Origin of the sequence: Streptomyces nidicola (assembly GCF_050106155.1) — a bacterium.
Taxonomy (GTDB): Bacteria; Actinomycetota; Actinomycetes; order Streptomycetales; family Streptomycetaceae; genus Streptomyces.
Map to the genome: position 1 here is coordinate 8,606,683 of NZ_JBNBPI010000001.1, position 19,415 is coordinate 8,626,097.

Below are 19,415 nucleotides of genomic sequence, written 5' to 3' on the forward strand. Positions count from 1 at the left end.
CTGACTACGGATTATGACTCCAGCGCCGCTCGGCGCAGGTGCTCGGCCAGCGCCTCGGCCGCCGGGGACGCGGCGCCGTCCTTCGCGCCCCAGGCCAGCAGGTGGCGCCGACGGGCCCATGGATCCTGCAACTCGCATACGTCGAGCGGGTGTTGGGGGTCGATCGCGCGCCGCGGCACGACGGCGAGCCCGGCGCCCGCGGCGGCGAGGGCGACGAGGACGTTCAGGTCGGCGACGGTGGTGCGGTGGCGCACCACCGGGGCGTTCGGCCCGAGCCGCTTCTCGATCCAGCGGCGCAGCGAGGAGCCCGCGTCTAGGCCGACGAGCGGATGCTCGGCGACCTCGCTGTACGTCAGTGAGGTCCGCCCGCCGAGGACCCCTCCCGCCTGGCCGATCACGACGAGGGAGTCGTCACCGAGCGGTTCCGTGCGCAGTCCGCCGGCGCCGGCCTCGTCGTCGATGACGACCCCGAGGTCCGCGTCGCCGTCGGCGAGCCTGCGTACGGTCCGTGGTGTGCGGCTCTCGGACACGGTGACGTCGGTGTCCGGGTGGGCGCGCAGGAACGGGACCAGGGCGGCCGGTACGAGCCGGTGCATCGCGGATCCGCCGCCCAGCAGGGTGAGTTGGGCGTTCGGGGACCGGGTGTAGCTGGCGACGGCGCTGTCGAGGCGGGCGGTCCTGTCGAGTACGTCGCGTGCGTGGCGGGACAGCGTCGCTCCGGCGGGAGTGGGCCGTACGCCCCGGCGGCCGCGGATCAGCAGCGCCACCCCGGCGTGGTGTTCCAGCGAGCGCACCCGGGCGCTCGCCGAGGGCAGGCTCAGGTGCATGCGCCGGGCGCCCGCCGTGATCGAGCCCTCCGTGACGATGTGGAGGAAGAGCCGCAGGTCGTCCAGGTCGTAGCGCACCGGACCAGCGTAGGGCACACCCCAGAGAACAGCCTTAGGCACAGCCTTAGGCAGGGAACGTCGATTCCGCATTGTGGCGTCGATCGTCGGCGGGCGATGCTCTGCGGGTGATAGAGCCTCTTCTCGTCCTGTTGGCCGGTGTCGCCGCCGGAGCCCTGAACGCCGTCGGAGGCGGCGGAACCTTCGTGGCGCTGCCCGCGCTCGTCGCCGTCGGCCTGCCACCGGTGGCCGCGAACGCGGTGTCGCGCGTCGCCCTCGTGCCCGGCGCGGTCACCAGCGCGTGGGTCTACCGACACGAACTCGCCCCCGTAGGGCCCACGTCCACCAAGTCGCTGACGGCGACCAGTGTGGCGGGCGGCGCCGTCGGCGCGGGGCTCCTGCTGGTGCTTCCGGCCGCCTCCTTCGCCGCCGCGGTGCCGTGGCTGCTCGCGTTCGCGACCCTGGTCCTGGCCTTCGGGCGGCACCTTTCGACTGCGCTGACCCGGGTGCTGGGGCGCCCGGTCGGCATGAGCGGGCGCGCCGCCCTGATCGGACAGTTCGTCCTCGGTGTGTACGGCGGTTACTTCGGCGGAGCCGTAGGCATCCTGATGCTGGCGCTGTGGGGCATCGGCTTCGGTCTCGACGCCGCGGCCGGCAATCCGATGCGGGTGACCCAGCTCGCGGCCATGTACCTCAGCGCCACCGTGCTCTTCCTGCTGGCCTCGGACGCGCTGTCCGCTCCGCTGCTCCTGGGGGCCATGCTGGTCGGCGCGGTCGCGGGCGGTTTCGCAGGGGCCCACCTGGCGCGCCGCCTCTCCGCCCGGCTGCTGCGGGGTGTCCTGCTGGCGACGGCCGTGACCACGACCGTGCTGTATTTCCTGCGTGGCTGACCACATATCTTGCGGGGTAGACCGAGCGGGCCGGGGAGTGGCGGGGAGATGCCTTATGGCGGTCCCGGCCGCGGTTCGATAGAAACGGTGACCATGGAACCCCGCCCCACCGGATACACCCCCGCGGCGTACGGCGCGGTCACCGTGCTCGTCGGTGCCCGCAACGGCGCCTACCCGGGCGCCAATTCACTGCTCGTACGCGGTACGAGTGCCTCGCTGGTCGTCGACCCCTCGCTGTCGCTCGTCGATGACGCGCCGCCCGCGGACCTGGTCCTCGTGAGTCACGCCCATGAGGACCACATCGCGGGCCTCGGACGCTACGACGTGCCGGTGCATGTGCACTGCGGTGACCTCGACGCGCTGCGTTCGCGTGCGGCCCTCGTCTCCGCGCTCGGACTGCCCCCGGACACGGTCGACGCCGTCGACGCGGCGATGCGGGACGAGTTCCACGTGCAGGGCCGCCCGGATGCGCAGGCGTTCAAGGACGGCACCGTGTTCGACCTGGGAGGGCGGACGGTGACCGTCGTCCACCTGCCCGGGCACACCCCGGGCCACAGCGGATTCCTGGTCGAACCGGACGGCTTCCTGTTCGTCGCGGACATCGACCTCACCTCTTTCGGCCCGTACTACGGCGACGTGGGGAGCAGTCTCGTCGACTTCGAGGCGTCGATGCGGCGGTGCGCGGAGATCGACGCCCGCTGGTACGGCACCGCCCACCAGAAGGGTGTGATCGAGGGAGCGGCCGAGTTCCGCCGCCGGCTCGACGCCTACGCCGGCGTGGTGGAGAAGCGGGACGCCGAACTGCTCGCCTTCCTGAGCGAACCGCACACACCGGACGAGATCGCCGACCACCGGCTGGTGTACCGGCCGCATGTCGAGGGGGCGCACATCCGGCCCGTAGAACTGCGCACGGCGCGGCGGCACTTGGACCGGCTGCTGGGGCAGGGACGGGTCGAGGAAGTGGCGGCCGGTCGCTTCCGCGCCGCGTAGCGACGCGGAACGGAAGGTTCTCGGTGCCCCACGGACTCAGACCAACGCCGTGACCAGCACGGCGAACGCGGCGACGATGACGGCGACGCGGACGTAGTGGTAGCGGTCCCAGCGGCTCATCTGCTCCTTCCAGTCCGCGGGCCGGGTCTCGGCGGTCCACGTCTTGCCGCGGTTGTTGATCGGGACGAGCAGCAGGATCGACATGACGATGCTGACGACGAGCAGTGCCCCGGCGGTGACGAGCAGGCCCGTGTCGCCGTCGCCCCACGTGGCGGCGGCCCAGATCGCGATGAGGACGAGCGATCCGAAGTACCAGAACGGCATCAAGGCGCCGAGCATCCGGCCCCCGTGGGAGCGGGCCTGCTGGTTGGCGTCGTCGGGGAGACCGCTGAAGATCCGGTTCATGACGAAGGCGACGGAGAACTCCACCCCCACCATCACGCCGAGAACCACGGTGGTGAAGACCTCAAGTGCGTCGAGCATGGTGACCCCTCCCGAGATACCTAGCGGCGCTAGATGATGGGGCAACGCTAGCGCTACTGCCGCTCGGTTGTCTAGCGATGCTAGGATCGGCTCATGTCGGTACAGGAACGCAAGGAGCGCGAGCGCGCGAGCCGCGAGCGCCTCATCGTGGCGACGGCCCGCGAACTCGCCGAGCAGCAGGGCTGGGACGCGGTCACCACCCGCAAGTTGGCCGAGCGCATCGAGTACAGCCAGCCCGTCCTCTACAGCCACTTCCGGGGCAAGCGCGAGATCATCGGCGCCGTGGCCCTCGACGGCGCCACCGAGCTGGCCGAGGCGTTGCGCGCCGCGACCGCCGCGGTGGAGGAGCCGCGCGCCCGGGTCACCGCCCTCGCCCGCGCCTATCTCGACTTCGCCGAGAGGAACCCCGCGGTCTACGACGCCGTGTTCCGGCTCGACGGGGGCCTGGCGTTCGCGCGCGAGGACACCCCGGAGCCGCTGAAGGAGGGCTTCGCCGCGCTGATGGAGACCCTCGGTGAGGTCGCGGGCGAGGGGGTCCCCCCGGGGCTTTTCACCGAGGTGTTCTGGGCCTGCCTGCACGGCCTCGCGACCCTGTCGAGGGCGGGCCGGCTGCCGCCGGAGTACGCGGAGCAGCGGCTGGAGTTGCTGGTGGAGCGGCTGCCGGTGATGTGAGGTCGAACAACGTGCCCACCGTGTGAAGGCGGCCTGGGAGTCCGGTGCAGTTCGTCAACCCGGTGCCGACTGGCAGAACATGGCGGATCGCGGCTCGTTACGTCCACTGAGACCGGCTGCGGAACCTGTCGCGTGATGAGCGCACGGGGGAGTGCACACCCCGCAGCCGGCCTCTTCCCCTCCGGCCGGCCCCGCTTCCTCGAACCAGCGGGGCCGGCTGCTCCCTTTCAGCGGGTCAACGGATCGTCGCCCAGTGGGGTCCGAGGGGGCGGGGTCGGGGTGATCGTGCGGTAGGCGGCGCGGGCGTGGGTGAGGCGGGCCCACAGGGTGCCGACGAGGGTGGCGGTCAGGAGGCAGGTCAGCCAGAGGGTGTCGCGGTGGCCGATCCAGTTGAGGGTGCCCGCGGGCGGTATCGCGAAGCCGTTGAGGAACAGCCAGCACAGCACGGCGGTGCCGGGTGCCGCGGTGAATCTGGCGCAGAAGCCGAGACCCGCGGCGAGCACGGCGAGTGCGGTGAGCGCGAGCCAGGGGCGGCCCGGTCCGAGGAGCGTGTTGATGAGCGCCACGAGCAGCAGGGCGGTGCCGCCGGTCACCGCCCACACCAGTGGCGTGGCCACGGGCCGGGGAACGGGACGCGGTCCGGTGCTCTCGATGGACACCCACTTGATCACGCGCACGGTTCCTTCCGGCCGGGTTCGGACGCCAGGGTCGTATTCTCTCCCAACGCTCCGCGCGGTCGGAAGTCCCGGTCCGGATGGTCGGAATCATGCGTTCCGCGCCAATTGCGCAGGTGGTTTGGTCGCGTGCACCGGCCCTCGGCGTCCGGAATTCGGATGGCACTGGTCAAGGCGTTTACGTGCGCGTAACACTTACCCCTGTCCCACGCACGGCAATGGCGCCGCGCGCTCATCGAACGACCGGACCCGAGCGAGCCGCACCCGCAGGGAGATGGCGACTGCCGAGCCCGAAAGGCTTTCAGTGACGACGCGATCCAACACGCAGGACATCCTCGGCGACCTCCTTGCCGAGATCGAAAAGCGAAACCCCGCGCAGCCCGAGTTCCACCAGGCCGTGCACGAGGTCCTCGAGACCCTCGCCCCGGTGCTCAAGGCCCGTCCCGAGTACGCCGAGGCCGCGCTCGTGGAGCGGCTGTGCGAGCCCGAGCGGCAGGTCATGTTCCGGGTGCCGTGGCAGGACGACCGCGGCCGGGTCCACGTCAACCGCGGGTTCCGCGTCGAGTTCAACAGCGCGCTCGGCCCGTACAAGGGCGGCCTGCGCTTCCACTCGTCGGTCAACCTCGGTGTCATCAAGTTCCTGGGCTTCGAGCAGATCTTCAAGAACGCGCTGACCGGTCTCGGGATCGGCGGCGGCAAGGGCGGCAGCGACTTCGACCCGCACGGGCGCAGCGACGCCGAAGTCATGCGGTTCTGCCAGTCGTTCATGACGGAGCTGTACCGCCACATCGGCGAGCACACCGACGTCCCGGCCGGAGACATCGGCGTGGGCGGCCGCGAGATCGGCTACCTCTTCGGCCAGTACCGGCGCATCACCAACCGCTGGGAGTCGGTCCTCACCGGCAAGGGCCAGGGCTGGGGCGGTTCCCTGATCCGCCCGGAGGCGACCGGCTACGGCAACGTCCTGTTCGCCGAGGCGATGCTGCGCGAGCGCGGCGAGGACCTGGAGGGGCAGACGGCCGTCGTGTCCGGCTCCGGCAACGTCGCGATCTACAGCATCGAGAAGCTGCACGCTCTCGGCGCCAACCCGATCACCTGCTCCGACTCCTCCGGCTACGTCGTGGACGAGAAGGGCATCGACCTGGAACTGCTCAAGCAGATCAAGGAAGTTGAGCGCGGTCGCGTCGACGCGTACGCCGAACGCCGCGGCTCCTCCGCCCGGTTCGTGCCCGGCGGGCGCGTCTGGGACGTCGCCGGTGACGTGGCGCTGCCGTCGGCCACGCAGAACGAGCTGGACGAGAACGACGCCGCGGCCCTCATCCGCAACGGTGTGAAGGCGGTCTCCGAGGGCGCGAACATGCCGACGACGCCCGAGGCCGTGCACCTGCTCCAGAAGGCGGGCGTCGCCTTCGGCCCCGGCAAGGCGGCCAACGCGGGCGGCGTCGCCGTCAGCGCGCTGGAGATGGCGCAGAACCACGCCCGTACGTCGTGGTCCGCGCAGCGGGTCGAGGACGAGCTGGCGCACATCATGAAGGACATCCACGCCACGTGCCACGAGACCGCCGAGCGCTACGGCGCCCCCGGCGACTACGTGACGGGCGCGAACATCGCGGGCTTCGAACGCGTCGCCGACGCGATGCTGGCGCAGGGTGTCATCTGAGCCCGAGCGGCGGTGAGTTGTAGAGGGTGGGACGGCGCACGCCGTCCCACCCTCCTTTGCTGTGCGGCCAGTTGGTCCGGTACGGCGGTGGCCGGACCGGATGCCTCCGGCCTAGCGTGAAGTGCTCCGCCCCGGAAACACACGCCAGGGAGGCACCGCATGACCAGTCAGGACCGACAGACCGTGGCCGGCTCGTCGGCCGAGCTCGGCGCCGCCCACGCATCCGCCGCACTGCTGGAACGGCTGGCCGACAAGCTCGGCGGCCGGGCCTCCGTCGCCGCGGTCTTCGGTGAGCCGGTCTTCCGGGAGGGCATCACCGTCGTCCCGGTCGCCCAGGTCGGCTTCGGCTTCGGTGGTGGCGCCGGGCGCGAGAAGGCGGGGGACAAGGACGGGGAGGGCGGCGGAGGCGGGGGCGGCGCGGGGGCCAAGCCGCTCGGCTTCATCGAGATCAAGGACGGGACCGCCACCTACAAGCCGATCCGCGACCCGTGGGTGGACGTGGCCCTGCCGCTCGCCACACTGCTGGTCGGCGTCGCCGGGAGCAGGGTGCTGCGTGCGGCGGCGAAGGCCCGGTCCGGACGCCGACCCGTCCGGTTACCTCACTGATGTCTGTAAAGTTCCTTTAGGGACTTTTGGTCCTTATAAAGGTCATATGTGATCCCCGACGATTGTCCCTGGAGGACCACGCGGAAGGGGGAAACCCAGGGAGGTCAGTACATGGTCGGCACCGGTGCGCCCGGCGGCGGCGCGACACCCGCTGCCGGACATGCGGCGGACGGCACACGGAGCCCGACACGCGTGGTCGGGCTGCTGCTCGCCGCCGTGGCGGCCCTGTACGTGGTGGCGCCCGCGGTGCACTCCGCCGCCGTCCCCCTGGTCCACGCGGAGCTCGGCCTCGGCACCGGCCACGAGGTGGTCGCCCGCGTCGTCGGCTCGTCCCTGGCACTGCTCACCCTGTTCGTCGCGGGACGGGCCGGTGACCTGCGGGGCCGGCGCTCCGTACTGATCGTGTCCCTGGCGGGGCTCGCCGCCGGCTGCGCGCTGCTCGCCGTCGCCTTCGACGGCTGGTCGTACGTGCTCGGGCGGATCGTCGTCGCCGTGGCCCTGGCCGCGGTCTTCGTCAGCTGCCTCGCCTTTCTGCCGACCGTGTTCCTGCCCGGCCGGATGCGCAAGGTGATGGGCGGCTGGCTGGCCGCGATGTCCGTGGGCTTCGTGCTCGCCGTGAACCTGGCGCCGCGGGCCGCGTCCGCCACCGGGTGGCGCGTGGCCATGGCCGCGATGACCGTAGCGGCGGTCGTGGCGCTCTTACTGGTGCACCGCTACGTACCCGAACCCGCCGCGGCGACGCGGCATCCGATGCCGGACCGGCTGCGCGCCGCCTGCCTGATCGCCTTCGGCGTCCTCGCCCCCGCCGCGCTTCAGCTCGCCCCGGTGTGGGGGTGGGCGGACCCGCGCGTAGGCCTGCTGCTGCTCGCCGCCACGGTCGCCCTCGTCCTCGCGCGGCTGCGCTGCCCCGGCCTGTCGGTGGTGTCCCGCGGGCGCCCGGCGCTGATGCCGGGTGCGCTGCGGGCGGGCGCGCTGATCGCGGGCCTCGCGCTCGGCTTCACCCAGGTCGTGCTCGCCATGGCCCTCCCGTCGCTCGCGGCCGAGCGGGGCGGCGGCCCAGGGTCCGCGGCGTTCGTCCTGTCGGCTTTCGGCGTCGGCGGCGCGGCGAGCTGTCTGCTGGTGCGGCGCCGCGCGATCGCACCCGTGACGGGTTCCTCGCTCGGTCTGCCGCTGGCCGCGCTCGGCCTGGTCCTGCTGCACGCCGGACTGGGCGTGCACGCCTACCCGGTGGCGGGCGACTTCGCGGTCGTGGCGTTGATCGGCTTCGGCGTCATGCTGGCGGCCGCTCCGCAGATGGCGCGCTACCTCGCCGCCCTCCCGCGCACCCACCTCGGCACCAGCGCGGCCCTGCTGCCCGGCTCCATCCTCCTGGGCACCGCCGCCGCGCAGTCCCTGCCCTACACGTCCGCCATCGACAGCGCCCCGCTGCCCTCCGAGGCGCGCCAGCTGCTGCGCGTCGGCACGATCGTGCTCGCCGTGGCCGCGCTGCTGCTCGGCCGTGTCGCGGTCTCCGTGGCGGTGGCCTGCGCCGCGGGACTGCAGTACCTGCTGACGCGTACGGGCATCGGTGACGCCGGCACCCTGATCGTCGCGCTCGCCTTCGGGGCCGCCGCCGGCGCCGTCGTCTGGTCACGGCGGGAGCAGCGCGACCGGCTGACCCGGATCAGCCAGACGGCGAGCACCCTGCAGCACGCCGTGCTCCACCCCATACCCGAGGACCTGGGCCGACTGCACCTCGCGAGCCTGTACCGGCCCGCCACCGCGGACACCGGCATAGGCGGCGACTTCATCGAGGCCCTGCACACCCCGTTCGGCACCCGCATCCTCATCGGCGACGTACGTGGAAAGGGGCTCCAGGCGGTGCAGACCGTCACCGATCTGCTGGGGTGTTTCCGCAGCCAGGCGTTCGAGACGGAGGAGCTGGGGGAGCTCGCGGCGCGCCTCGACCGGCAGGTGCTGCGCGCCGCCGCCACGCGCGGTGACGAGGAGCTGTTCGCGACGGCGCTGCTGCTCCAGCACGACGGCCCGGGGCAGGAGGCCTGTGACCTGCATGTCGTCAACTGCGGCCACCTCACGCCGCTGGAGGTCACCCCCGCGGGTGTCACGGAGATCGACGTCCCGACCCTGCTGCCGCTGGGCTTCGGCACGCTCGGCTCCGGCGCCCCGCCCACCCCGCACGCGGTGCGCCTGGGTGCCGGCGCGACGCTCGTGGCCCACACGGACGGCCTGAGCGAGGCCCGGAACCCGACCGGCGAGTTCTACCCCCTCACCGAGGGCTTGACCCGGGCGCCGTACGGCACCCCCGAGCACCTCGTCGGCCATCTCGACGCGGGCGTACGCGACTGGACCCACCACCTGGCCGACGACATCGCGATCATCGCGCTGTGCCCGGCCGGGACATCCGCCGGGGGCGCCCGGGGGCACTCAGTCGCGCGCCAGGCCGCCGAACCGCACGAAGCCGGTGAAACGCGGGGAGAACGCGGGAGCCAGCTGGTCGCCGAGTGACTCCCGGATGCCTGTCACCAGGTCCTCGTCCGGGGCACCGAACACCTCGAAGTGCTCGACGGTGCAGTGCGCCATGACGTCCTGGATGTACGGGTCGGACAGCTTCCAGTGCTCGCGGACGGCGTCCGAGTCCCGGTAGAGCTGGAAGCTGTGCGCGAGCAGCCGCTCCTCGTCGACGAAGACCTCCACCATGAGCTGGGGGCCGTGCTGCTCGACGAAGCCCACCGCGCGGTCGATCGCGCCCCGGAATTCCTCCAGGTGACCCTCGGTGACGCGCATGGTGTTGCGGAACAGGAGAAGACCGCTGTCTGGTGTGTTCATGGCTCGAGTCTCGTACCTCAACCGCACTTCAGATCAAGGCCGTTCGCCGGTCGCGATGATGTCGTCGCGTCACCCGGACAACCCCGGGATGACCGGGGCCGGGGCGGCCTGACCCGTGCGCAGGACCGTGAGGAGGGAACGCAGCGCGGCGTGGGCCTGGGGTGCGCAGGTGGCGGAGTCGGCGTCGGCCACCGCACGGTTGGCGCGCGTCCAGGCTCTGGCGGCGCGGCCGTTGTGGTGGTCGACGAGGGCCAGGGCGTAGCGGGCGCGCATGCTCGACCACACGTCGTCACGCAGTCCGGGCTGGGCGAGGGCGGCCAGAGCCGCGCGGTGTGCGGCGCGGGGTTCGGTGTCGCGCCGGGCGAAGGCGAGGGCCGCGAGGTAGACGGCGCGGCCAGGCCCGCCGGTGGCACGGTCGGGGGTGAGGACGCAGGCCTGCTCGAAGAGGTCCCCGGCCTGGAGGGGGTCGCCGAGGGTGAGGGCGATGAGGCCGTGCACATGGGCGATGCGGGCCAGCAGGATGTCGTCGCCGTCGAGGACGGCACCGGGCCAGATCCGGTCGAGCAGGGTGAGGGCGGTGTCCGGGTCGGTGCGGGCGGCGAGCCACGCGGCGAGCCAGGCCGCGGGGGCCGCCGAGGGGTGGTCCTCGGGGCAGCGGGCCAGGAGCTGGAGGAGGTAGCGCAGCCCGGCCGCGGCGTGGCCCGTGACCCACCAGAACCACAGGCGGGTGGCGGTCTCCAGGGCGGCGACGGTGACCTCGGGCCGGGGATCGGTCAGCGCGTACCGCAGGATGGCGTTGAGGTTGTGCTGCTCGTCGGCCACCAGGCGTACGGCCTGCGTCTGATGGCCGTGCTCCCACAGGTGTTCCGCGAGGTGCACGATCCTGCGGCAGTGTCCGGCCCGGCGTTCGACGGCGATGTCCAGCTCACCGGCCTCGGTGAGCCGGCGCTCGCCGAACTCCCTTACGGCCGGGGGCATGCGATAGCGCGGCTCGCCGGGGCCGTGCGGGTCGTTCTCGTGCTGGAGCAGGCCGAGCGAGGCCAACTGGGTCAGCAGACCCGGCACTTGGTGCGGGGCGATCTCGCCGCCGGTGCACAGCAGCACGGCCGCCGCCTCGCCGAACGACCCGGCCAGAATGCTGGCCCGGCTCCACACCATCCGCATCCAGGGGGAGCACAACGTGTGCACGGCCCCGATGGCCGCCTCGACGGACCGGTGCCGCCGCAGCCGCGGGCGGGGGCTGTGCAGCCAGGACTGCCCGTGCTCCACGAGCTCGGCCAGGTCGTGCAGGGAGTACGACCTCAGCTGGGCGGCGGCGAGTTCGATCGCCAGGGGCAGCCCGTCGAGGGTGCGGCAGACGGCGTGGACGCGTTCGAGGGTGGCGGGGTCGCGGTGCCGCAGCGCACCGCCGGCCGTGGCCAGGAACAGGCGCGCGGCGGGCGCGGGGGAGCCGTCGTCCTCGGGCTCGGTGGGGAGCGGGCCGAGCCGCAGCACCGCTTCGTCGCCGAGTCCGAGGGGGCGGCGGGCGGTGATCAGCACCTGGAGCGTCGGGTGGTGGAGCAGCTGCCGCTGGACCACGCCGACGCACTCGTCATGGACCGGGTCGATGTCGTCCAGGAACAACAGGACCCGAGGGGCCGACCGCCGGCCGGTGGGCGGGCCGTCCGGCGAGAGCGGGGTGCTGAGCAGCGCCTGCCGCACGGCGTTGCGGAAGTCCCCCGGCCGGCCGGACGCCTCGGGCCAGGACACCCGCACGACCTGCCGCCGGGAGGGCCGGGGCCGTTGCGCGGCGACGTCGCTCAGCAGACTCTTGCCGACCCCGACCGGGCCGGTGACGGTGACCAGTCGATGGCCCGCCAACAGGCTCCGCAGTCGGGTCAGTTCCGCCTCTCGCCCGATGAGGGAGTCGTCGGCCCTGCTGTCCGCGACGAGCCTGAGGAGTGTGCCGACCTCACCGGCTTGCTTGCGCACCTTGTGTCCTTTGGGGCTTCGATGAATGGAACGAAGGGTGGTGAGCGAAGATCAGCAGAATCGTTACTGTCGGCGACTCCCGGCAGCTTCAACGCGGGTGGCGCGCCCCGGTAGTGCGCGTGGGCGCAGGCGTACCCGCAGGGCAGACAATTCGGATGCACCCGATGACGAATTCCATGGAAAACTCCCACCAGAGGCACATTTCACGCACGCCTGTGCACGGAAGCTCCACATGAGTGCGCCCTGCTGGGGCGCCCGTGTGGAGGATTCGAAGGCCGGGCGGTCGCGTTCGTGCGTCACCGTCACGCCTGTCTTCGGGGCGCTCGTCCGGCCTTGACACCGTATTGACTGCACATTCATGTCAAATCAGGGTTCATGGCGGCTTGTTGCGTCGATCGGCACAGCAAATACGGGGCTCATGGCGGCAATTGGTGCGGGACCTGTTGCCCCAGCGGCTCAAGCGCTTTAGCGTTCTCGCACTCAACCGCTTGAGTTCAGGGCAGTTGGGTTTCGGGCCGTCCCGTTCGGGGCGGCCTGCCGGTAGGCGTGGCAGGAGAATTCCATGCGCCGTACTCCCTCCAGACGCTCGACCCTGAAAGACATCGCCGAAGAGGCGCGCGTGTCCGAGTCCGCCGTGTCCCTGGCGCTCAACGGGCGGCCCGGTGTCTCGCCGGCCACCCGTCGGCGGGTGCGCGAGGTCGCGGACCGGCTCGGGTGGCAACCGAGCGCGGCGGCACGGGCGTTGACCGGGGACAGCACCGCCACGGTGGGCCTCGTCCTGGCCCGGCCCGCCCATGCCCTGGGGGCGGAGTTCTTCTTCCTGCAACTGGTGTCCGGGATCCAGGAGGCGCTGGCCGTACGGAGCATCGGACTGCTCTTCCAGGTGGTCCCCGACCTGGACGCCGAGTGTGCCGCCTACCGCCGCTGGTGGGCCGAGCGCCGGGTCGACGGTGTGCTGGTCGTCGACCCGAGGGACGGCGACCCGCGCCCGGCGCTGCTCGACGAACTCGGCCTGCCCGCCGTCTTCGTCGGCCCCGTGCCGCGGAGCGAGGACGGCTCGGCCCACCCGGGCATCTCCAGCGTGTGGGCCTCGGACACCCTGGCGATGGCCGGCATCGTCCAGCACCTGCACGGCCTCGGGCACCGCCGCATCGTGCACATCGCGGGGCTGCCCCACCTCGCCCACACCCAGCGGCGGATCCGCTCCCTGCGGGACGAGGCGGAGCGGCTCGGCCTCGACCCCGCCGACGTACGCAGCATCCCCACCGACTACTCCCGGCAGCAGGGCGTCGACGCCACCCGGCAGGTGCTCGACACACCTGCGCCGCGGCGGCCCACGGCCCTTGTTTACGACACCGATGTGCTGGCCGTCGCCGGGCTCGGCGTCGCCGCCTCGCTCGGCATCGAGGTGCCGCGTGCGCTGACGCTCGTCGCCTGGGACGAGTCCGTGCTCACGGGCTCCACCCACCCGCCGCTGTCCGCCCTGGTGCGTGACACCCCGGCCTTCGGGCGACACGCCGCCGAGGAGCTGCTCGCGCTGATCGACGGCGGGCCCGCGCGCACCGTCGAGGACGAGACCCCGCGCCTCGTCCCGCGCGGCAGCAGCGGCCCGGCCCCGGCGGACCGCGGTCGCGCCCCCACCGGCCGCGCACCTTCAGAACATGCCCCGACCGGCCGCGCACCCACCGGCCGCACCCCCACTGGACGTGCCCCCACAGAGGGCGCCCCCGCCGGTCGCGCCCCCGCCGGAGGCGCCCCCACCGACCGAGGCCCCACCCCCGGCTGATCCACGCACCACGGCGGCCCACCGCCCTGCTCTGACAACGATGTCGAACGTGTGCCGCTCCACCCCACCCCCCCGCGCGATGTCCCCCGCCCCCAACACCCCTCCGGAGAGCCTCCGATGAACCCGAAGCTCCGCGTGACCCCGAAGTCCCGACCCGCCACCGCGCGTACCGGCGTCCGTGCCGCCGCCGTCGGCGCCGCGGTGTTCTCGCTCGCCCTGGCCGGATGTTCGGCCGCGCCGACCCCGGCGGGCGGCTCCGCCGGTGGCGGCGCGCTCACCACGAACCTCGGCTTCGCGGGCACCACCATCAACCGCAACTTCAACCCGTTCGCCCTCAAGCCCACGCAGGGCACGTTCGGGTTCCAGTACGAGGCGCTCTTCGACTTCAACATCCTTCAGGGCGGCAAGTTCACGCCCTGGCTGGCGAAGAAGTACGAGTGGGCCGACGGCGGCAAGAAGATCACCATCCACCTCGACGAGCGGGCCAACTGGAGCGACGGCTCCAAGCTCACCGCCAAGGACGTCGTCTTCACCCTGAACTACGTGAAGAAGAACAAGCTGCCCCCGACCTGGGCCTTCGACTTCTCCAAGGCCTCCGCGCCGGACGAGCACACCGTAGAGATCACCTTCGACAAGCCCGCCTACTCCAAGATCGACAGCATCGGCAGGACCACCCCGGTGCCCGAGAAGATCTGGAAGAAGAAGGACGGCGCGAAGGACACCAACCCGAACCCGGTCGGCTCGGGCCCGTACAAGCTCAAGCAGTACACACCGCAGCAGCTCACCTTCGCGGCCCGCGACGACTACTGGAAGCAGAAGAACGTCCCGGTCAAGACCGTGAAGGCGCCCATCGTCACGCAGGCCTCCGAGGTGCCCAAGCTGCTCAGCGGGGAACTGGACTGGAGCGGCGGCGTCGTGCCCGACGTCAAGAAGCAGTACATCGACAAGGACCCGAAGAACCACCACGCCTGGTACCCCACCTACGGCGGCCAGTTCCTGTTCTTCAACCACACCAAGAAGCCGTTCGACGACGTCCACGTCCGCAAGGGCCTCTCGCTGGCCGTCGACCGCAGCCAGCTGTTGAACGTGACCAACCCGGGGATGTTCAACACCCTCAACCTCACGGGCCTCGACTCGAAGACCCAGGGCAAGTGGATCGCCGACGAGTACAAGGACGCCGAGCAGCCCAAGGCCGAACTCACCAAGGCACTCGCCGAGTTCAAGAAGGCCGGCTACACGAAGAAGAACGGCAAGCTGGTCGACGGCGGCGGCAAGCAGCTCAGCTTCTCCATCATGGAGGTGCAGGAGTGGGGCGACGCCGTCCAGTTCGACAAGGTCGTCGCCTCGCAGCTGAAGAAGGCGGGCATCGACGTCGAGGTGAAGCCGATCGCGGCCGCGCAGATCGACGCGAAGCGCAAGACCGGTGACTTCGACGTCACGATCGGCGGCGGGATCTACTACTCCACGCCGTACAACTTCTTCAAGGACATGCTCTACAGCGAGAACGCGGGAATCTGGACCAACTACGGCCACTACAAGAGCAAGAAGGCCGACGCGCTGCTCAAGGACATGGCGAGCGCCAACGACGACGCGACCATCAAGAAGTACTCGGCCCAGTTCGAGAAGATCATGGTCGATGACGTGCCCGCCGCACCGCTGATCACGATCGGCGTCTCGTCCGAGTACAACAGCAAGAACTGGACCGGCTGGCCGAGCGCGAAGAACCCCTACGCCCAGCCCGCCCCCTGGGGCGGTGGCGTCGACGCCATGAGCATCCTGCTCAACCTGCGCCCGGCGAAGGGCTGATGGACATGGCCACCGCTCCCGTCCTCACCCCCGCAGCCGCGGAGGCCCCGCCACCCGCCCGGCGCACCGCGGCCGGCCGGTTCGGCGCCGCCCGCTACTTCCTGCGGCGCCTCGGCTTCTACCTCGGCGCCGCCGCCGTCGCCGTCACCCTCAACTTCCTCATCCCGCGCCTGATGCCGGGCGACCCCGCCTCCGCGCTCATCTCCCAGATGCAGCAGAAGCAGAACCTGTCCGCCGAGCAAGTGACCAGCATCTACCGGCTGTTCGGCGCGCCCGGCGCACCGCTGTGGGACCAGTACGTCACCTACCTCGGCCAGATCGCCCACTTCGACTTCGGCGCGTCCGTCGCCTACTACCCGACGCCCGTGTGGGAAGTGATCCGCTCCGGGCTGCCCTGGACGATCGGACTCGTCGGCCTGACCGCCGTGCTCGCGTTCGTCATCGGCACCTCGATGGGCGTCCTCGCGGGCTCCCGCGTCGGTTCGCGCTTCGACTCCTTCATCACGCCCGCCTCGATGTTCCTCGGCGCGCTGCCCTTCTTCTGGGTCGCGCTGCTGCTGGTCATGGCGTTCGGCGTGCAGCTCAACTGGCTGCCGATCAGCGGCGCGTACGACGGTGACATGGCGGTCGCCTTCAACGGCCCGTTCCTGGCCAGCGTCGTGACGCACGGCATCCTGCCCGCCGTCACGATGGTCGTCGCCTCGTTCGGCGGCTGGCTCGTCGGCATGCGCAACATGATGGTGACCACCGTCTCCGAGGACTACGTGCTCCTGGCCCGCGCCAAGGGCTTGTCCAAGGCCCGCGTGATGTTCCAGTACGCGGCCCGAAACGCGGTCCTTCCAAGCGTCGCCGGCTTCGCCCTCACCATCGGCTCCGCCGTCAGCGGCCAGATCCTCGTCGAGATCGTCTTCTCGTATCCCGGCGTCGGCTATCTGCTCTACCAGGCCGTCTCCAGCGTCGACTACCCGCTGATGCAGGCCCTGTTCCTGATCGTCTCGCTCACCGTGCTCGCCGCGAACTTCATCGCGGACTCGGTGTACGGACTGATCGACCCGCGCGCGAGGGAGACCCGCTCATGACGAAGTCGGTACGCGGTGCGCGGCCCGGCAGGCCCGTACGCGCCGGGCGGCGGCTGCCGAAGCTGCCCGGGAACATCAAGGTCCGCGTCGGGATCACCATCATCGTGTTCTTCGCCCTGGTCGCGGTGCTCGGCCCGTTCGTCGTCGAGAACCTGATGGGACTCTCGCCCACCGACGTTGACACCAGCGGCTCCATGCAGCCGCCCTCCGGGGCACACCTGCTGGGCACCACGGCCAACGGCGAGGACGTCTTCGCGCAGCTCGTCGTCGGCAGCCGTGTCTCGCTGCTCGTCGGGCTCGTGGCAGGCGTCGTCACCACGGTGCTCTCGGTCCTGGTCGGGGTCGCGGGCGGCTACCTCGGCGGGCGGGCGGACTCGTTCCTGACCGTCGCCACCAACATCTTCCTCGTCATCCCCGGCATGCCGCTGCTCATCATCGTGGCGAGCTATGTGCAGGGGCGCGGCGGCTGGCTCACCGTGGCCCTCGTCATCGGCCTCACCGCGTGGCCTTGGGCCGCGCGGCAGAAGCGGGCGCAGACGCTGTCGCTGCGGCACCGGGACTTCGTGGCCGCCGCCGAGATGACAGGGGAGAGCCGCTGGGGTGTCATCACCCGCGAGCTCATCCCGTCCCTCGCGCCGCTGATCTCCGTGAGCTTCCTCGGCGCGGTCGTCGGCTCGATGTTCGCGGACGCCGGGCTCTCCTTCATGGGCCTCGGCAACATCAACATCACCAGCTGGGGCTCGATGCTGTACTGGGCGCAGAACGGCTCCGCGCTCACCCGCGGCGCCTGGTGGTGGTTCGTCCCGCCAGGCGCGTGCATCGCGCTGGTCGGCGTCGCCGCGGGGCTCATCAACTTCGGCATCGACGAGGTGTCCAACCCCCGGCTGCGCAAGCCCTCCAAGCAGGTACGGATGCGGGCCCGCGCCGCCCGCGTCGGCGCGGCCGACACCACCGTGCCCGCCCAGGCCACGCCCGTGAAGGAGGCCACCTCATGAGCGCCATCCATGCAACCCCTGGCACCCCCGGCGCCCCGCTGCTCACCGTCCGCGATCTGCACGTCGACTACTTCGACCAGGACAACCCCGTGCACGCCGTCCGCGGCGTCGACCTCACCCTGCGCCGCGGTGAGACCCTCGGCATCGTCGGCGAGAGCGGCTGCGGAAAGTCCACCCTGGTCACCGCCATGACCCGCCTGGAGCGGCCGCCGGCCGTGACCACCGCGGGCTCGGTGATCCTGCACGGCCACGACGGCGCCGACAACACCGACATCCTGCGCCTGACCGAGCGTCAACTGGCCGCGCTGCGCTGGGAGAAGGTCGCCATCGTCTTCCAGAGCGCGATGAACGCCCTCAACCCCGTGCTCCGGCTCGGCACCCAGTTCGCCGACGTACTCCGCAAGCACCGCGGCCTGTCGAAGAAGGAGGCCTGGGAGCGGGCGGGGGAGCTGCTCGGCATGGTCGGCATCCCCGCCGACCGGCTCCGCAGCTACGCGCACGAACTCTCCGGCGGCATGCGCCAGCGCGCCACGATCGCCCTCGCGCTCGCCTGCGAACCCGACCTCGTCGTCATGGACGAGCCGACGACCGCCGTCGACGTCGTCATGCAGCGCCAGATCCTGCGCCAAGTGGCCCGACTGAAACGCGAGTTGGGCTTCTCGGTCGTCTTCATCACCCACGACCTGTCGCTGCTCATCGAGATCGCCGACCGGATCGCCGTGATGTACGCGGGCAAGATCGTGGAGACCGGGCCACCGCGCCGCCTCTACGAGGACCCGCAGCACCCGTACACCACCGCACTGCGCGGCGCCTTCCCTCCGCTGCACGGCGAACGCCGCGAGATCACCGGCATCCCCGGCTCGCCGCCCGGCCTTCGCACCCCGCCGCCGGGATGCTCCTTCCACCCGCGCTGCGCACACCGGATGGACGCCTGCGACCGCGAGGAGCCGCTGCTGCTGCAACTCGGTGACGCCGGCGACGTCGCCTGCCACCTCCACCGGCACCCCGCCACGACGACCCCCGAAGCCGAGGACCGCCATGCCCGCACCTGAATCCACCCTCCCGGCACCGGTGTTGGAGGCCCGCGAGGTCGTCAAGCGCTTCCCGATGCACGGGCCCGGCGGCCACGGCAAGGAGGTCAAGGCCGTCGAGCCGACCTCGCTCGCTCTGCACAAGGGCCGCATCACCGCGCTCGTCGGAGAGTCCGGCAGCGGAAAGTCGACGCTCGCCCGAATGCTCGCGCTCGCGTACCCGCCCACCGAGGGCGAGATCCGGCTCGACGGCGACGTCGTCAAGAAGGCCCGCACGGCGAAGGCGAAGCGCGCGTACTACCGCCAGGTCCAGATGATCTTCCAGGACCCGTTCTCCTCGCTCAGCCCGGTCCACAAGATCCGCTACATCCTCAGCCGCCCCCTCAAACTGCACGGCCTGGCGTCCGGCGCCGAGGACATGGAGCAGCAGATCCTCCAGCTCCTCGAACGCGTCAACCTCACACCCGCCGACCAGTTCATCGACAAGTTCCCCTACGAGCTCTCCGGGGGCCAGCGCCAGCGCATCGCCATCGCCCGCGCGCTCGCCGCCCGCCCCAAGGTCCTGCTCGGCGACGAACCGATCTCCATGCTGGACGTCTCCATCCGCCTGGACATCCTCAACCTGCTCGGCAAGCTCCGCGACGACGAGGGCCTGGCGATCCTCTACATCACCCACGACATCGCCAGCGCCCGCTACTTCGCCGACGAGATCAAGGTCCTGTACGCGGGTCAGCTCGTCGAGTCCGGCCCCGGCGACGAACTCGTGGCCAACCCCCAACACCCTTACACCAAGCTCCTGTTGGACTCGGCCCCCGACCCCGACCGCGGCGGCTTCCTCGACGGGCGGGACGATGACTCTGTCGACGCCGAGGAGACCCTCGGCGAACCCCCGAGCCTCGTCGACCCGCCCTCCGGCTGCCGCTTCCGCACCCGCTGCCCGCTGGCCAAGCCCGTCTGTGCCACGGCCTTCCCGGCCAGGACCCAGGTCGACGAGAGCCACTGGGTGCACTGCTGGGCGCAGGACGAGCAGTACGCCTGAGCCCGACCCGTACCACCCGAAAG

At 71.3% G+C, this 19,415-nt stretch carries 17 protein-coding genes; 12 read left to right on the forward strand and 5 right to left on the reverse strand.

The genetic code is table 11. The annotated features are described in order from the left end of the window. Positions 1-11: 11 nt before the first annotated feature. Positions 12-905, reverse strand: a complete 894-nt coding sequence (locus ACOKM3_RS38870; RefSeq protein WP_426905991.1) for a LysR family transcriptional regulator — start codon at positions 903-905, stop codon at positions 12-14. Positions 906-1,012: 107 nt separating this feature from the next. On the opposite strand from ACOKM3_RS38870, the gene ACOKM3_RS38875 reads away from it, so the two are divergent. Both ACOKM3_RS38875 and ACOKM3_RS38880 read left to right on the forward strand, forming a co-directional pair. Further along, positions 1,013-1,774, forward strand: coding sequence for a sulfite exporter TauE/SafE family protein (locus tag ACOKM3_RS38875; RefSeq protein WP_426905992.1), 762 nt, complete (start codon positions 1,013-1,015; stop codon positions 1,772-1,774). 93 nt (positions 1,775-1,867) lie between these two features. After that, positions 1,868-2,764 (forward strand): MBL fold metallo-hydrolase, encoded by an 897-nt coding sequence (locus ACOKM3_RS38880; protein ID WP_426907005.1) that lies wholly within the window; start codon positions 1,868-1,870, stop codon positions 2,762-2,764. A 36-nt stretch (positions 2,765-2,800) separates the two neighbouring features. Here ACOKM3_RS38880 and ACOKM3_RS38885 read toward each other — a convergent pair whose 3' ends face one another. After that, positions 2,801-3,247: an anthrone oxygenase family protein gene (locus ACOKM3_RS38885; RefSeq protein WP_426905993.1), complete on the reverse strand. Its 447-nt coding sequence runs from the start codon at positions 3,245-3,247 to the stop codon at positions 2,801-2,803. A 93-nt stretch (positions 3,248-3,340) separates the two neighbouring features. Between ACOKM3_RS38885 and ACOKM3_RS38890 the strand changes: the two genes are divergently transcribed. Further along, on the forward strand, positions 3,341-3,919 hold the full coding sequence (locus ACOKM3_RS38890; RefSeq protein ID WP_426905994.1) for a TetR/AcrR family transcriptional regulator: 579 nt from the start codon (positions 3,341-3,343) through the stop codon (positions 3,917-3,919). Between the two features lie 227 nt (positions 3,920-4,146). On the opposite strand, the gene ACOKM3_RS38895 is transcribed toward ACOKM3_RS38890, so the two are convergent. After that, on the reverse strand, positions 4,147-4,590 hold the full coding sequence (locus ACOKM3_RS38895) for a hypothetical protein (protein ID WP_426905995.1): 444 nt from the start codon (positions 4,588-4,590) through the stop codon (positions 4,147-4,149). A 307-nt stretch (positions 4,591-4,897) separates the two neighbouring features. Here ACOKM3_RS38895 and gdhA point away from each other — a divergent pair, with 307 nt between their 5' ends. The 3 genes from gdhA (at position 4,898) to ACOKM3_RS38910 (ending at position 9,364) form a co-directional block, all read left to right on the forward strand. Then, entirely contained in the window at positions 4,898-6,253 is a 1,356-nt protein-coding gene (gene gdhA / locus ACOKM3_RS38900; RefSeq protein WP_426905996.1) for an NADP-specific glutamate dehydrogenase, read from the forward strand. A gap of 159 nt (positions 6,254-6,412) precedes the next feature. Beyond that, positions 6,413-6,859 carry a spore germination protein GerW family protein gene (locus ACOKM3_RS38905; RefSeq protein WP_426905997.1) on the forward strand — a complete coding sequence of 149 codons (447 nt, stop codon included), beginning with the start codon at positions 6,413-6,415 and terminating at the stop codon, positions 6,857-6,859. Positions 6,860-6,970: 111 nt separating this feature from the next. After that, on the forward strand, positions 6,971-9,364 hold the full coding sequence (locus tag ACOKM3_RS38910; protein WP_426905998.1) for an MFS transporter: 2,394 nt from the start codon (positions 6,971-6,973) through the stop codon (positions 9,362-9,364). On the opposite strand, the gene ACOKM3_RS38915 is transcribed toward ACOKM3_RS38910, so the two are convergent. After that, positions 9,284-9,685, reverse strand: a complete 402-nt coding sequence (locus tag ACOKM3_RS38915; protein WP_426905999.1) for a hypothetical protein — start codon at positions 9,683-9,685, stop codon at positions 9,284-9,286. The genes ACOKM3_RS38910 and ACOKM3_RS38915 overlap by 81 nt on opposite strands. A gap of 69 nt (positions 9,686-9,754) precedes the next feature. Continuing rightward, a complete protein-coding gene (locus ACOKM3_RS38920) occupies positions 9,755-11,656 on the reverse strand; it encodes an ATP-binding protein (RefSeq protein WP_426906000.1) in 1,902 nt (633 codons plus the stop codon). A gap of 562 nt (positions 11,657-12,218) precedes the next feature. Between ACOKM3_RS38920 and ACOKM3_RS38925 the strand changes: the two genes are divergently transcribed. From ACOKM3_RS38925 to ACOKM3_RS38950, 6 genes are all read left to right on the forward strand, one after another. After that, on the forward strand, positions 12,219-13,442 hold the full coding sequence (locus ACOKM3_RS38925; protein ID WP_426906001.1) for a LacI family DNA-binding transcriptional regulator: 1,224 nt from the start codon (positions 12,219-12,221) through the stop codon (positions 13,440-13,442). 117 nt (positions 13,443-13,559) lie between these two features. Beyond that, complete coding sequence (locus ACOKM3_RS38930) at positions 13,560-15,248, forward strand: ABC transporter substrate-binding protein (protein ID WP_426906002.1); 1,689 nt, start codon at positions 13,560-13,562, stop codon at positions 15,246-15,248. A gap of 5 nt (positions 15,249-15,253) precedes the next feature. Beyond that, on the forward strand, positions 15,254-16,327 hold the full coding sequence (locus tag ACOKM3_RS38935) for an ABC transporter permease (protein WP_426906003.1): 1,074 nt from the start codon (positions 15,254-15,256) through the stop codon (positions 16,325-16,327). Then, the gene (locus ACOKM3_RS38940; RefSeq protein ID WP_426906004.1) at positions 16,324-17,322 is read left to right on the forward strand and encodes an ABC transporter permease; all 999 of its coding nucleotides are present in this window, start codon (positions 16,324-16,326) and stop codon (positions 17,320-17,322) included. The genes ACOKM3_RS38935 and ACOKM3_RS38940 overlap by 4 nt, the downstream gene beginning before the upstream one ends. Next, entirely contained in the window at positions 17,319-18,374 is a 1,056-nt protein-coding gene (locus ACOKM3_RS38945) for an ABC transporter ATP-binding protein (protein WP_426906005.1), read from the forward strand. Before ACOKM3_RS38940 ends, ACOKM3_RS38945 begins: the two co-directional genes overlap by 4 nt. Next, entirely contained in the window at positions 18,361-19,392 is a 1,032-nt protein-coding gene (locus ACOKM3_RS38950; protein ID WP_426906006.1) for an ABC transporter ATP-binding protein, read from the forward strand. Before ACOKM3_RS38945 ends, ACOKM3_RS38950 begins: the two co-directional genes overlap by 14 nt. Positions 19,393-19,415: the final 23 nt, after the last annotated feature.

What these genes read in the sequence shown, in the direction of transcription:
- ACOKM3_RS38905 (WP_426905997.1), top strand. Translation starts at nt 6,413, where the DNA reads ATGACCAGTCAGGACCGACAGACCGTGGCCGGCTCGTCGGCCGAGCTC.
- ACOKM3_RS38935 (WP_426906003.1), top strand. Translation starts at nt 15,254, where the DNA reads ATGGCCACCGCTCCCGTCCTCACCCCCGCAGCCGCGGAGGCCCCGCCA.
- ACOKM3_RS38890 (WP_426905994.1), top strand. Translation starts at nt 3,341, where the DNA reads ATGTCGGTACAGGAACGCAAGGAGCGCGAGCGCGCGAGCCGCGAGCGC.
- ACOKM3_RS38950 (WP_426906006.1), top strand. Translation starts at nt 18,361, where the DNA reads ATGCCCGCACCTGAATCCACCCTCCCGGCACCGGTGTTGGAGGCCCGC.
- ACOKM3_RS38930 (WP_426906002.1), top strand. Translation starts at nt 13,560, where the DNA reads ATGAACCCGAAGCTCCGCGTGACCCCGAAGTCCCGACCCGCCACCGCG.
- ACOKM3_RS38925 (WP_426906001.1), top strand. Translation starts at nt 12,219, where the DNA reads ATGCGCCGTACTCCCTCCAGACGCTCGACCCTGAAAGACATCGCCGAA.
- ACOKM3_RS38945 (WP_426906005.1), top strand. Translation starts at nt 17,319, where the DNA reads ATGAGCGCCATCCATGCAACCCCTGGCACCCCCGGCGCCCCGCTGCTC.
- ACOKM3_RS38910 (WP_426905998.1), top strand. Translation starts at nt 6,971, where the DNA reads ATGGTCGGCACCGGTGCGCCCGGCGGCGGCGCGACACCCGCTGCCGGA.
- ACOKM3_RS38940 (WP_426906004.1), top strand. Translation starts at nt 16,324, where the DNA reads ATGACGAAGTCGGTACGCGGTGCGCGGCCCGGCAGGCCCGTACGCGCC.
- ACOKM3_RS38880 (WP_426907005.1), top strand. Translation starts at nt 1,868, where the DNA reads ATGGAACCCCGCCCCACCGGATACACCCCCGCGGCGTACGGCGCGGTC.
- ACOKM3_RS38885 (WP_426905993.1), bottom strand. Translation starts at nt 3,247, where the DNA reads ATGCTCGACGCACTTGAGGTCTTCACCACCGTGGTTCTCGGCGTGATG.
- ACOKM3_RS38915 (WP_426905999.1), bottom strand. Translation starts at nt 9,685, where the DNA reads ATGAACACACCAGACAGCGGTCTTCTCCTGTTCCGCAACACCATGCGC.